The 13,937-nt window shown below is 56.4% G+C and carries 10 protein-coding genes; 5 read left to right on the forward strand and 5 right to left on the reverse strand.

Features of this window, described 5'->3' with window-relative positions:
• Position 1 precedes the first annotated feature (1 nt).
• The 3 genes from J122_RS07560 to J122_RS07570 all read right to left on the reverse strand — a co-directional run bounded on the left by J122_RS07560 (position 2) and on the right by J122_RS07570 (position 2,849).
• Positions 2–1,519, reverse strand: a complete 1,518-nt coding sequence (locus tag J122_RS07560) for an inactive transglutaminase family protein (protein ID WP_061331712.1) — start codon at positions 1,517–1,519, stop codon at positions 2–4.
• A complete protein-coding gene (locus J122_RS07565) occupies positions 1,516–2,316 on the reverse strand; it encodes an ATP-dependent zinc protease (RefSeq protein ID WP_061331713.1) in 801 nt (266 codons plus the stop codon). Before J122_RS07565 ends, J122_RS07560 begins: the two co-directional genes overlap by 4 nt.
• Positions 2,317–2,462: 146 nt before the next feature.
• Positions 2,463–2,849, reverse strand: a complete 387-nt coding sequence (locus J122_RS07570; protein ID WP_061331714.1) for a hypothetical protein — start codon at positions 2,847–2,849, stop codon at positions 2,463–2,465.
• Positions 2,850–3,118: 269 nt separating this feature from the next.
• Here J122_RS07570 and rmuC point away from each other — a divergent pair, with 269 nt between their 5' ends.
• Together rmuC and J122_RS07580 are read left to right on the forward strand one after the other, a co-directional pair.
• Positions 3,119–4,786 carry a DNA recombination protein RmuC gene (rmuC, locus tag J122_RS07575; protein WP_227510120.1) on the forward strand — a complete coding sequence of 556 codons (1,668 nt, stop codon included), beginning with the start codon at positions 3,119–3,121 and terminating at the stop codon, positions 4,784–4,786.
• A 4-nt stretch (positions 4,787–4,790) separates the two neighbouring features.
• The gene (locus J122_RS07580) at positions 4,791–5,672 is read left to right on the forward strand and encodes a hypothetical protein (protein ID WP_227510121.1); all 882 of its coding nucleotides are present in this window, start codon (positions 4,791–4,793) and stop codon (positions 5,670–5,672) included.
• On the opposite strand, the gene J122_RS07585 is transcribed toward J122_RS07580, so the two are convergent.
• Positions 5,673–6,692, reverse strand: coding sequence for an AraC family transcriptional regulator (locus J122_RS07585; RefSeq protein ID WP_061331715.1), 1,020 nt, complete (start codon positions 6,690–6,692; stop codon positions 5,673–5,675).
• A gap of 189 nt (positions 6,693–6,881) precedes the next feature.
• On the opposite strand from J122_RS07585, the gene J122_RS07590 reads away from it, so the two are divergent.
• Positions 6,882–7,940, forward strand: a complete 1,059-nt coding sequence (locus J122_RS07590; protein ID WP_061331716.1) for a CaiB/BaiF CoA transferase family protein — start codon at positions 6,882–6,884, stop codon at positions 7,938–7,940.
• 76 nt (positions 7,941–8,016) lie between these two features.
• Here J122_RS07590 and J122_RS07595 read toward each other — a convergent pair whose 3' ends face one another.
• Positions 8,017–11,058, reverse strand: a complete 3,042-nt coding sequence (locus tag J122_RS07595; RefSeq protein ID WP_061331717.1) for a hypothetical protein — start codon at positions 11,056–11,058, stop codon at positions 8,017–8,019.
• A 377-nt stretch (positions 11,059–11,435) separates the two neighbouring features.
• On the opposite strand from J122_RS07595, the gene J122_RS07600 reads away from it, so the two are divergent.
• Entirely contained in the window at positions 11,436–12,950 is a 1,515-nt protein-coding gene (locus tag J122_RS07600) for a fumarate hydratase (RefSeq protein WP_061331718.1), read from the forward strand.
• Positions 12,951–13,171: 221 nt separating this feature from the next.
• On the forward strand, positions 13,172–13,930 hold the full coding sequence (locus tag J122_RS07605) for a type IV toxin-antitoxin system AbiEi family antitoxin domain-containing protein (protein ID WP_061331719.1): 759 nt from the start codon (positions 13,172–13,174) through the stop codon (positions 13,928–13,930).
• Positions 13,931–13,937: the final 7 nt, after the last annotated feature.

Genomic DNA, 13,937 nt, shown 5'->3' on the forward strand with positions numbered 1-13,937 from the left:
ATCAGTCGTAGGCCTTCATCGGGGTAAAGCGCCTTAATTCGCTGAGCTTGTAACCGGTGTATTGCCCCATCAGCAGGATCAATCCCAGCACCACCAGGTGCAGTTCCGGGAAGTTGAATGTCAGGTGCCCGGCCAGCGACGTGTTCATGACCAGATAGGCACAAATTGCGACAAACAGACTGCCACTGCCTTGTGCCATCACCTCCCGGGCACCTTCCTCTTCCCAAAGGATGGACATTCGTTCAATGGTCCAGGCAATGATCACCATCGGGAAAAAGGTGACGGTCATGCCGGTGTTGAATCCCATTTGATAGCCAATAATGCTGAGCCCTGCGGTGATGAAGATCACCAGGATGATCAGCGCAGATATTCGTGAAACCAGAAGCAGGTTGAGGCTGGAGAGATAGCCTCGTAACAGCAGCCCAATAGCCACTACCGACAGGAAAGCGATCAGTCCGGGCACCAGGGTTGTCTGAACAAACGCCACGGCAATCAACACGGGCATGAATGTACCGGAGGTGCGCACCCCGATGACAATTCGCATAAATGCCACAATCAGGGCCCCGATGGGCAGTAACAGCAGCATTCGGAACATGCTTTGTTCTTCGATCGGGAGTTGGTAGAAACCCAGTACCCCAAGGCCGTTCTTGTTGGCCTCCAGGGTGGCCAGCTGAAGTGCGGGCACCGTCTGCCGGAGCATGGAGAAACTCACCTGGGAGTTGTCGCCACCCACCACATCAAGCAGCGACTCCGACCCTTGGCGCCACAGCAACAGGTTTTCCGGTACCCCTTGTTCGGCGGTTCTTGGATCAAAGGTGAGCCAGCGGTCACCGTTATGTATCTGCAGGAATTGCATCAATTGCTGGCGCCGGCGGGCATCTTCCAGTTTGAGTGCGTCGGCGGTGCGGGCTGGGATGCCAGCATGATTCAGCATTCGAACCAGCATTTGCAGATAGTTGTCGTCAGCGACCAATAGGGTGGTGTTCTGGGTTCGGCTGTCAGGCTGAAGCAGCCGGATTAGCTCCCGTGTCAGGCTTTCCGGAGAGCTGGAGCGTTCGTTAGCCTGGCGCAGTACTTCGCGGACTGCGGTAGCCTGGGGTTCTTCCCAAAAGGTGGGGGTTGGCCTCGGTTTTCGTGACCGCGCGGATTCCCCGGCACTGTCATCAGGCACAAACTGGGCTTTGAAATAGAGTGTCTGGGGGCCGGAGACATCCCGCTTTGTCCACTCGGCGCGCCGGCTACCCGAGGTTTCGATGATAGAGAAACCATAGCCTGGGGACGCTGCTTGCTCGGTGAGGATGCTAAACCCCGGTGGTTGTTCCGGAATGTGCAGACTGATCTGTGCCGCCTCATCCTGTCCGACGAAGTCCACCCGGGCCTCGATCATCCAGACTGGCCGTTGCTCTCCTGTCATCCAGGGTACGCCAAGCTCGATATGCCGCCAGGTGGCAATGGAAATGCCAGCGGCAATCAGCAGCAGAACAAAGGCGTAGAAAGGTGCTCTGGAGCGGACGGTCATGAGTCATCCCCGTTAACCGCTTTCCTGCGGTAGGAATCGGGGAGTTCCGTGGCGTACTCCTTGCCCACGTCAATGAGCATGACATCCCGTAACACGTTACGGCCGATCAGTACTTCGTAAGTCAGGTTCGCCCGGTCAGCAAGGGTAAACTCAGCCACTTGCTGGTGGTCGCCAATGGCAAACTGGAGTTCCACCACTACGCGCCGCTCGGCCTCTTCGGCACTGGCCTGGATGACCCTAACACGGCGCGATATCTCCCGCTCCATGGTGACCCATTCCCCGTCCGCGCCGGGCACCGGGACCTCAAAGCGTACCCAGTTGCTGCCATCCCGCTCGAAACGTTTGACGTTGCGTGCGTGGATCGAAGATGTCTCTGCGCCACTATCAATGCGAGCGGTGTAGATGTGCCCGGGGCCGGCCAGGTAGAACTTTTCTATTTCCCCTACAATCACCTTGCCTTTCAGCCTGTCGGCGCGCCCCTGGTTCTCTGCAACGGCAGGGCACACGGGTACTGCGGCCGGTGGGCAGACGGGCCTTTCAACCTGAGTAGCGATGGCGTCCAGAATGGATTGTGTGGCAGCGTCGCTTTTATTGAGAAGCTGCTCATGACGCACGGTGGCGTTGCTCTCCATCGTCACAAGCGTGGCTCTCTGGGTTTGTACCGACGTTCTCAGGTCTTCCATGTTATTTTTGGGGACCATGAAGTAACGGTCTGCCGAGCAGCCGGTGATCACAAGCGCTATGGCTGGAATAACGAACATCAGGAAGCGCCGAGGCTGGAAGAACCTGTAACCCATTGATTTCCCCTGAACTGGCTGCGGAAGCGGTTTCTGCGACCGATTATAAAGGCAGCCTTTGAATGTGTTTCTGAATCAAGCGGCAAAGTATACTACACGTGACCTGTGTGAATACTTTACAGTTGGTTAAGGCCCTGAAAAACGACTCAGAGTGAAATCAGCTGTTCGTGGCCAAGGGCGGTTTCAGAGCGGAGAAATTCCTGGATCACCGGGGAGCAGTTCAGATAGAACAGTAGCAGTTCGCGCTGGATATCCTGATCTTGAATGCGTGAGGCAAAGCCCACGATGTCTTTTAGCGCCTGGTCGCTCACAGCGCTGTGCTCATTTGTTGGCACTGACTGGCCGTAGCGTGAGTTAAGAAGTTGGGTCAGGCGCTCAAGGTGAAATTCGCCGGTGTGGGTAATATGCGGCAACACCCGAACAGATTCGTGCCCCGCCAACGCTTCGGAGGTTCCAAGTGTTTCATCAATGCATCCCGCGCCTGATGTCGGCATGGTATCTACGCCCAGTTTTCTCCAAAGTGCCTTGAGCATGTGCTGTTCCTGCCTTGGCGCGCTCCTGGTGTCGGAACCCTGCGCCGTTGAGAGATCCTTTTAATCCTTGTAGAGCAATTTACGTTGGCCGTAAAGAACCGGATTCCGTCACTTGCCGGAAATGCCAATCAGTCGAGGGCGGAACTGAGATCAGCACAGGTAATGAGGGTTTAACGGGCAAAAAGTTCCGCGCTTGGGGTAGACTGGTTCGCTAACACTAACCATTGAAAATCTTTGGTGTTAACACGCTACGAAAGGAGTTTCACGCTGTGGTCGATACCCTGACCAATCTTATGGAGCTACGCCCCGAATGGCTGGCCGGCTGGATTATCACGCTTCTGGTGGCGTGCGTCGCCTTGTTTGCTGGCCTGGTCTGGGCCGCTTTGACAGTGCGCAAAGTTCGTGCCGCGCTGGATCTGAAGGCACAGGAGTTGTCTGATCAGAATGCCCGGTTGCGCGAATCGGATCAGGCTCAGGCGTTGCACCATCAACAGGTAAGCCATCTGGAACAGCAGATAGAGCAGCAGCGGCAAACCCTGCTGGAGCGGGATAACAGTCTCGAGACCTGGCGTCAGAAAGCCACCAGTCTGGAGAACCGATTGGCCTCTACCGATTCGGAGCTGGCCAGTCGCCGGGACCGGTTAAGTCAGCTGGAGCAGGAGAACCGGGATCTCCGACTGCGGGCTGAGAGCCTGAGCGATGAGTTCAACCAGCTGAAAGTGGAGCTCCGGGAACAACAGGTGACCCTGGACAAAGAGCGCCGCTCGGCAGAGGAAAAAATGGAGCTGCTTGAGAAAAACCGGGACGCTCTCAAACAGGAGTTTGAGAACCTGGCCAACCGCATCTTTGACCAGAAAAGCGAGCGCTTCAGTCAGCAGTCGAAAACCAGCCTGGATTCCCTGCTCAACCCGTTCCGGGACCAGCTCCAGGACTTCCGCAAACGGGTTGAGGATGTATACACCACCGAAACCCGGGATCGCCAGGCCCTGCGAAGCGAAATTAAATCGCTGCAGGATCTGAACCGCCAGATTACCGAGGAAGCCGCCAACCTGACTCGCGCCCTCAAAGGCGACAAGAAAGTACAGGGCAACTGGGGGGAATTGATTCTTGAGCGAGTGTTGGAACGCTCAGGCCTGCGCAAGGGTGTGGAATACGAAACCCAGGGCAGCTACCGGGACGAAGACAACCAGTTACTGCGCCCCGATGTCATCGTACATCTGCCGGACCAGCGCAACCTGGTGGTAGACTCGAAAGTGTCACTGCTGGCTTACCAGCAGTGGGTAGTGGCCGAGGAAGACAGCGCCCGTGACGAAGCCCTCAAGCAACACGTAGAGGCGGTGCGCAGCCATATCCGGAGCCTGAGTGAGAAAGACTACAGCCAGCTTAATGGCCTGCATTCTCCGGATTTCGTGCTGCTGTTCATGCCAATCGAGCCAGCCTTTGTGGCAGCATTCCAGCAAGACGAGAACCTGTTCGCAGAAGCCTTCGAGCGAAAGATTATTGTGGTGACTCCCACCACCTTGCTGGCGACCCTCAGGACGATTGAAAATATCTGGCGTTACGAGCGGCAAAGCCAAAACGCCCGTCGGATTGCCGACCGGGCTGGCGCCGTCTACGACAAACTTCGGGTGTTTGTGGAGGCCATGGAGCGCTTGGGCACCCAGCTGCACACGGCTCAGGGCACCTATGATAACGCCATGAATACGCTGACTCGTGGCCGTGGTAATCTGATCTCCCAGGCCAACCGTTTTGTGGAACTTGGGGTTCGGGTAAAGAAGGAACTGCCCAAGGCCATTGTGGACCAGGCCGAGGTGGATGCGGATGACGAAGATGCCGATTCCGGCGAGCCGAAGCATACCGAGCTTGGCGCGCCTACAGACGCAGGTAGCGACGCACCTGAGGTGGCGGAAGAAGGCACAAATGACAATCAGGAGTAGCGGTATGTTGTCACCCAGAATTGTAAGCCTGGCCGGTGGGCGGTCATTAGTGGCAGGCCTGGCAATGGTGGCCTCGTTGGCCACGGTTTCTGCCCACGGGCAGTCGTTGGCACCGGAGCATGAGATCCGTCGCCTGATGCTGGCTACTGAAGAGGCCGTTTCGGCAGAGCGCTGGGGTGAGGCGAGCGAGTACCTGAACCGTCTGCAGAAGATGGAAACCGAAAAGCCCGCAGATTATTTCTACTACCGCGGCCGAGCAATGTTGCAGGCCGGCCACCTCAACGAGGCGCGGGCGGCCCTGGAAGCTTATGTGAGCAGGGCTGGAGTGGATGGGAAGCACTACCAGCAGTCACTGAAGCTGATCACCGATATTGAGAAAGAAAATCGCGCCAACGTGCGGGCGCTGGCCAACGGCAATGGCGAAGCCAAAGAGCCCGTGGCCATTATCGAACCGGCGGGCGGCCAGGAGCTGAAAAGCCTGCGCCAGCTGTACCTGGCCGACTCAGACCGGGAGGCGTTGACCATCCATCTCAATGCCCTCTTGGAAACCGCCGGCTGGCGCAGGGACAAAACCGTGGTGCGGTTGGACCGGCCAGCAGACATCCGGTACCGGGTGAGCGTTGCCAACGGTAACCTGAACATTCAGGAAATCACCCGGAACACCGATGATACAACCGTCCGGAAGTCTGTTTCGCTGCCGGTATTTGGCGTAAACCCACAGCCCCGCTGGGACTGTGAGCCCGCTGTAGGCGCCTGCTGGATTTATGATCCGAGGGATGGCTCCCGGCTGTTCCAGCTGGCTCAAAGCCGAAACCAGGTGAATGAGATTGCCCTGACCCTGGGCCGGCTGATTCGCAACGTGCAGCAGGGCAGCTCCGGCTCCTGATCAGTTGGCCAGGTCACCCCGTTCGCCTTCACGCCAGGCGCCCGGGGTGACGCCAGTCCACTTCTTGAAAGCCCGATGGAAAGTGGACGGTTCGGTAAAGCCGACCCGCTCGGCGATATCGTTGATCGGCAATTCCTGATGGCTCAGGTAGTAAATAGCCATATCCCGCCGTAGCAGATCCTTAATCTCCTGAAACGACGTATTTTCCTGCTTCAGCCGCCGCCGGAGGGTTTGCGGACTGGTATGCAATTCCTGGGCAATCCAGTCAAAGTCCGGCATGGGCTTGGAAAAATCCCGGCCAATCAGTCCCCGGATTCGGCCCGTCCAGGTGTTGCTCTCGTCCGGCCGGGATAACAGATCCGCCGGCGAGGTTTTCAGAAACTGGCGCATCTCCGGCTTGTCCCGGATCACCGGGGCGGAGAGAAAACGCTTGCTGAAGGTGAGGGCGATGCAGTCGGAGTCGAACGCCAGTGGGCAATGGAAGATATGGCGGTACTCATCGCCATGCTCGGGGCGGGGATAGTTGAACTCCGCCTTCTCCAGCTCCACCGGCTGGCCAATCAGCCAGCTGCCCAGGCGGTGCCAGATCACCAGGATGCTCTCGCGCAGGAAATAGCTTGGGTCGTGAATCTCGCCCTCGATACGGGCCACCAGCCGGGCGTTGTCTTCGTTAACTTCCAGTTCCATGCTCACCATGGGCTCAAACAGGCGGGAGAAGCGGAACGCCTGCTCGTAGACTTCTTCCAGCGTCTGGCAATTAATCACCAGGGCGCACATGGTGGCAAAGGTGCCGGTGCGGGCCTTCCGCGGCCCCATGCCCATAAACTCGTCACCGGTGCGGTTCCAGATCACCTGCATCAGCCGGCTGAACTGGTCGCTGCTTACCCGGGCCATGTCTATGCGCAGCAAATCCGGCGAAATGCCGGCCTCCTGCAGCAGCGCACGGCTATCCAGCCCCAGGCGCTCCGCGCCGGAGAGGGATGCTTCAACGAAATGCTTTGAAACCGTAAGGGTAGACATAACCGGTGCCATTGATGGAAACGATGTTCATCATAAGTGCCCCGAGGGACAATGCAACCATCTGATTTCGCGAAAGATGGAAGATTCTGCCAATGGGAATGAAGGAACCGGCAGTTGGCCCCCTCTGCAAAACCCGGCAGCATGAGCCACAGTAATAACAATACCTCAGATCAACCAATGGAGACGACCATGGCAGGCCCACTGAACGCCCTGAAAATACTCGATTTCAGCACCCTGTTACCCGGCCCCTACGCCACCATGATGCTTGCCGACATGGGCGCGGAGGTGCTGCGTGTGGAAGCGCCGGACAGGGTAGACCTGGCCAAGGTAATGCCCCCGTTTGATGGCAAGTTCAGCACCACCTTCTCGTACCTCAGTCGTGGCAAGCAGACACTCCAGCTCAACCTGAAACAGCCTGAGAGCGTGGAGAAGGTGAAAGAACTGGTCAAAGACTACGACATCGTAGTGGAGCAATTCCGCCCGGGTGTGATGGATCGGCTGGGCATTGGCTACGAAACCCTCAAAGCCATCAACCCGAATCTCATATACTGTGCCATCACTGGTTACGGCCAGACCGGCCCCTACAAAGACCGCGCCGGCCATGACATCAATTACCTGGCCATCTCCGGCGTCGCCAGCCACTGCGGCCGCGCCGACAGCGGCCCACCACCCATGGGTATACAGGTTGCCGACGTGGCCGGCGGCTCTCACCATGCGGTGATGGGCATCCTTGCCGCAGTCATCCAGCGCCAGCAAACCGGGCAGGGAGCCTTTATCGACATCAGCATGACCGACGCCGCCTTCGCCCTGAACGCCATGGCCGGCGCCGCCGCCCTGGCCGGCGGCCAGCCCCAGAAGCCGGAGGGTGGAATGCTCAACGGTGGCACCTTCTACGATTACTACCAGACCAGCGATGGCCGGTGGTTGTCAGTAGGCAGCCTGGAGCCGCAGTTCTCCGCAAGGTTATGTGACACGCTCGGGCTCAGCGAGATGAAGAGCTTTGCACTGAGCCAGAACCCTGAACATCAGCAGAAGTTGAAAGATGCCATTAAAGAGAAGATTGGAGCGAAAACGTTTGCCGATTGGCGGGCAACTTTTGCCGAGGTGGATGCTTGTGTGGAGCCGGTTTTGACGATTGAGGAGGCCGCGGAGCATCCGCAGATTAAGGCTCGGGGGATGGTGGTTGAGAGGGATCGGGGGGATGGTGTGGGGCAGCGGCAACTCGGGATCAACTTAAGCCTCAGATAAGTCGATGGTCTCGTTATCCCCAAAAAATACCCCGGCTTTCGCCGGGGTATTCGCCTAAGTCATAACGGCTATGCTATCAGTCTGGGTCCACTATTGAGATAGAAGTATCAGGGCGCTCAGTGTCGCCTGTGTCCACCGCGACAACAGCTCCGCCTGTTGCGATCAGACTGAGAGTTTGGAGAACCATCTGGCTGAAGGTTGCATTTGCAAGGTCTGCGGATCCCGGAATGTCGTCACCGTTCTGATCTTTTTTCGCTGACGGCAGCACCGGCGTGCTGTGCTGGGCAAGTGAGGTGAACTTGACGTAAGCCGGCAAATCAACACCGCCTGCGTCGCTGCTCGCAACCCTATTCGCGCCAATCAGCTCGCTAAGCGGGGTGGAGCCAGAGAGCGGCGCCTTTGAGGATTGCATATCCACCATGACAATCTGGCCGCCCACTTCACCGGGGAATGAGCCGTTGAGATTGTTTACCCGGCCGTCATTGATGGTTGTTGTATCGCCGTCCACTTCAGAGATGACAGAATTCTGAAGGTCCGCAACAAAGTTGACCGGGTCAACGGAGTCTATCGCGTGCTGAAGAACGTTAAAATACGTCTGCAGGCCAGCATCCTGTTGCGTCAAACCGGTCTGGGCGGATAGCCCGCCGACGATGGTTGGGCCGAACACTGGTGAGTTTTCCAGCATACGAACGACGCCACCCACCGGGGTTAGAAGGTTGGCTGCTTGAATTTCAAGGTCTGAACGACCTGAAGCGTTGGTGGAAGCGACAAAGGCCCCGCCATTGATCGTTCCGAGCGAGTGGCCAACGAAATATACATTGGACGCATCAAATGCTGGTGCAATTGAGCCGATAGAAGCCCGCACTGTCATCAAATCGACAGAACCTTGACGCAGGTTGTCTCGAGAACCCAAGAAGTTCGTCAGGTTTATGAACAAATCCCCGGAATCTCCCGCTGCGGCGCTCGAATCAAAGTTCATCTTAATGATGTTGTTGAAGTCGTCAGTGCCATAGCCAAAGTGCCGCTCTGTGGCTCCCTCTGAAGCAAGGCCTTGACCAGTGAACGCAGGGCTGAGACCCGGAATGGTGCTGCCCGCTCGGGCTACCGTTCCAACAAGGATGTTGGCATTTATTGCCGGGATGCCAGCATTGGTAAGCGTATCGACATCGCCTTGGATAGCGGCGGTGATTAGCGTTTCGTTGTCCCAGGTTCCGCTCGGCAGTTCAGCCTTAGACTCTGCAGCCTCGAGCAAACTGCTGGCGAGCGTTTGTTGATCGCTAACCGAGAACGGCGCTACACCGTGCAAGGGCTGATCTATCGCAACAACAGCTACGCCGTTCGCCGCAAGCGCACTACCGAAAGTCAATGCTGCGCTGCGATCGGTCGTGATGCCATGTTGATAGATCACCACTGGAAGTTCGGTAGTTGCGTCTTCTAGGTCAGTACCTGTGGGATACATAACCAACATCGGCACGGTAATGTCCGCGTTCTTTTTCGGGAACGGGAACACGGCATTCACAACCTCTGACTTGCCGGTACCTTGTGGGATGACCAACCCAGCATCTTTGAATGCATTGTTAAGGCCTGCAGCGAGTTGTGTGTCCGCTTTCCAGAATTCTGTTCTAAGCGCGGCACCACTCTCGCTGCTTGGTGTTCCCAAGAAGTAGGGCAGAGTGATTGAGCCTTGCGCAACAAGAACATTGTTTGCTCCAGGAATGCTGGACAGCACAGCAGAGACAGCTGGCGCCGGCATTGCTGAACTGAAGTCGATAGAGGGTTCTGATGCCTTTGGTTCAGGGAATGTAATTCCTTGAGCCTGCAGACCACCTTTCAGAAGGATCCCTGCACACTGGAACTTATCAGGCACGGTGACAACCGGTTCGGCACTCACAACAAATGGCTCGGCATCGCAAGATGCGAGCGCTGGATTAACTGAGCTGGGCTCAAACGCGCCCGAGGCGAGAGCCACTGCATCTTCAATTTCAGAGAAACCGAAAGAGGCCAAAATACCTGGAAGTTGGGCGGCATAAATGTCATAGAATGGCTGGAAGTCAGCTTTCGAGACTACACCGTCACCGTTCATATCCCACGTAGTCGCGGGGAGTGAGGGGGCATTGGGAACATTGTTCTCATTAAGCAACAACAAGTGCGCGCCCCTTGCCCTTTTTGCTGCCTCGGTCGTTACTGACAGTCGCAGCTGGTCTTCGATCCACTGGGCCGGGTTTGCTATGTACTGGAGAACCTTCTTATCGTTGGACGTCGTGAAACTGTATGCCATGGCGATGTTCTCAGCATCAATAGCAGTCCCACCAAAGTTGGTTCTGAGGCCGCTTATGGCCGATCTTGCTGTTGGTTCCCAGAAATTCTTGATCAGATTGCGAACGGCATCGACGCTTGGGCCAAGTACGGACTCGCCTTTGAGCTCTGTATAAGCTGGTGAGCTGACGATTGGGTCGCCATTAGAGTCCAGAATGTCCTTTGTGAGCGCGACCACGTATCGCTTGAACGGATCAAGAGGTTTGGTTGGGAGAATCCGAACGTAGTCTGTACCGCTGAGAGCCTTTACCTCAACTTCGAAATCGAAGAAAAGGTCGCCATCAGGAACTTCAGTTGCGCGAAGGCCTCTCAGTGGGTCTCCACTGGCGTAGTCAAGCTCAATTACAAACACGTTTTGCGCGAGAATAGCTTGAATGTCGGCGGGATCAGGATTTCCGCCAGAAGTCTGTACTCTAACCAATGCGCCAAGGTCTGGACCAACAACTGATTCCGCATCGATCGATTGGCTGAATTTCAGGTCGATGGGCGCTACCGTTGATGCGCCACTCAGGCCGTTCAGTGCCGTGGTTACGGGGGGCTGTGTGTCGCCAACCGCAAAAGAACCGTCACCCACGTTTGCATAAATCAGATCATTCGGAATTGGCAGGTCGGACACCGCGGGGAACGGATCAAACACCGGCCAGGTTTTTCCCTCAAATTGAGCAAGGAACTCAGCCCGATTTTTATCCTGGCTGATTTTATAATCCGGATTCGCATTACCCCCATCGCCGGCGCTATCGAAGCAACCAGTCAACCCAAGGGAAGAAGCCACGGCAAGACTTATTAGAGTTTTCTTGAACATGGGTGGAACCTTTTCCTGTTGTTGTGTCGTTATATCCGGCGTAGACGGAACCGGTCGGCCCCTGAATTCCGTGCTTTTGCCTGTTCTGCTTTTATGAATTCGTTCGTTGTCTGAAATTGTAGCCAGCACTTGAGCCAATTTCTGTAGCTTTGACTATAGCGACAGTCTGGCAAGTGTTGATCAGCCAAAAGTGTGATTCTGCTTTCGGAATCCCTCCCCGCACAGTCGGAGTGGCCTTTCTGAAAAATAGTGGGCACCGGCGGGTTTGTCGAGTCCTATCGGGTTCATTTCTGGTAAACTCACGCTTCCTTATATAAGCAGGGGCTGCCTGGGTGGCTCCGCACACTTCCGATAATCAGAAAGCTGATGAGGCGACTATGACCACTGTTATCCGCCAGGACGACCTGATCGAAAGCGTAGCCGATGCGCTGCAGTTTATTTCCTACTATCACCCCAAGGATTTTATTCAGGCTGTGTACGAGGCCTATCAGCGCGAAGAGTCCCAGGCTGCCAAGGATGCCATGGCCCAGATCCTGATTAATTCCCGGATGTGTGCCCAGGGCCATCGCCCGATCTGCCAGGACACCGGCATTGTGACCGTATTTGTGAACATTGGCATGGATGTGAAATTCGAGTGCGACATGCCGCTGGACGACGTGATCAACGAAGGCGTGCGCCGTGCTTACACCCACCCGGACAATGTTCTTCGTGCCTCCGTGCTGGCCGACCCGGACGGCAAGCGCCAGAACACCAAGGACAACACCCCCGCGATCATCCATTACAAGATGGTTCCGGGTAACACGGTAGACGTGCATGTGGCAGCCAAGGGCGGCGGCTCTGAAGCCAAGTCCAAGTTTGCCATGCTGAACCCGTCTGACTCGGTGGTGGACTGGGTGCTGAAGATGGTGCCGCAGATGGGTGCCGGCTGGTGTCCGCCTGGTATGCTGGGTATTGGTATTGGTGGTACCGCCGAGAAGGCAATGGAGCTGGCCAAGGAAGCCCTGCTTGACCCGATCGATATTCACGATCTGCAGGCCCGTGGCGCGTCCAACCGATCTGAAGAGTTGCGCCTGGAGTTGTTCGAGAAGGTCAACGAGCTGGGCATTGGCGCCCAGGGTCTGGGTGGTCTGACCACGGTTCTGGATGTGAAGGTTAAGGATTTCCCGACACATGCGGCCAACAAGCCGGTGGCGATTATTCCGAACTGTGCCGCTACCCGCCACGCGCACTTCGTGCTGGATGGCTCTGGCCCGTCTCTGCAGACACCGCCGAGCCTGGACGACTGGCCGGAAATCACCTGGGAAGTGGGCGAGAACGTTCGCCGTGTAAATCTGGACACTGTAACGCCGGAAGACGTGAAAGACTGGCAGCCCGGTGAAACCGTTTTGCTGTCTGGCAAGATGCTGACCGGCCGTGATGCGGCCCACAAGAAGATGGTGGATATGATCGAACGTGGCGAGGAGCTGCCGGTAGATCTGAAAGGCCGCTTCATCTATTACGTGGGCCCGGTTGATCCGGTGCGCGAAGAAGTGGTTGGCCCGGCTGGCCCCACTACCGCCACCCGTATGGACAAGTTCACCGACACCATGCTGGAGAAAACCGGCCTGACCGGCATGATCGGTAAAGCCGAGCGTGGCCAGGTTGCTATTGATGCGATCAAGAAGCACGGCGCGGTATACCTGATGGCGGTGGGCGGTGCGGCTTACCTGGTGTCCAAGGCAATCAAGGGTGCCGTGGTGGTGGCCTTTGAAGAGCTGGGTATGGAAGCCATCTACGAGTTCGAAGTGGAAGACATGCCGGTAACCGTAGCGGTGGATTCCCGCGGCAGCTCCGTGCACCAGACCGGCCCGGTTGAGTGGCACGACAAGATCATTGCTGCCAAGGCGGTTTGATCTTAGGCGATTTGAGTTTTCAGTAGTATCAGTGCGGCCCTGGGTGTTCTGCTCAGGGCTGCCACTGAAATCAATTTCAAGGTTTTCCCTGCACTTTTTTCTCTCCCGTCCCTAAAGTTTCCCGATTAGAATTTGCACTATAAATATAGTCAAAGCAGATTGTTATGGCGTGATCTTTACATTTTCTTTGTGGCGATTAGCTGGTGTGCTATTTTTAGTCTATGAGCAGAATTTCACGACACCAGGTACTCAAACGTTTGCAGGCTGAGCTGCCCCGAGGCGGGCCTTTCGATTTGTCTGTGCTAGCCCGGTTTGGAGTTTCACCGCAGCTGGCGGCTCAGTATGCAGAGGCCGGTTGGCTCGTTCGTTTGGGGCACGGGGTCTATGCTTTCCCCAACGACGATTTTGATATCTTCGGCGGCTTGAAGTTGTTGCAGAACCGAGTTGCAGGATTGCACATCGGCGGAAAGAGCGCTTTGGCGCTGCAGGGGGTTCGGCATAATCTGGGCAGTACGGAGAGCTGTGTGCTGTGGGGAGATAAGCGTTATACCTTGCCAGACTGGTTTACCTCCCGTTTCCCTTCACGATACTGCCATGCGCGATTGTTTGAGTGGTCGGATAACGAGCTGGCAACAAAGACTCTCACCACACCGCCGGGATTGCCCGAGCATGTGGTTGTCGCTTGTCCGGAGCGAGCGGTTCTTGAGCTTCTTTATGAAGTCGGTGTGAAACAGAGTCTCGAGGAAGCCCGTAATCTCTTCGATGGTCTGCGCTCACCCAGAAAGCAGGTTCTCGGTAATCTGCTTTCCTGTTGCACGAGCGTTAAAGCGGTGCGCCTGTATCTTACCTGGGCAAGAGAAACTGAATTAGTGGATGTTGATGCTTTGTTGGAGGACTTTCCGGTTCGTACCGGCAGTTCCTCCCGCTGGATGACCAGGCTGGATGATGACACATTGCTCAGCCTCAACCCCCAAGGATAGGGATTAG

Source organism: Marinobacter excellens LAMA 842 (assembly GCF_001574445.1).
GTDB lineage: Bacteria > Pseudomonadota > Gammaproteobacteria > Pseudomonadales > Oleiphilaceae > Marinobacter > Marinobacter shengliensis.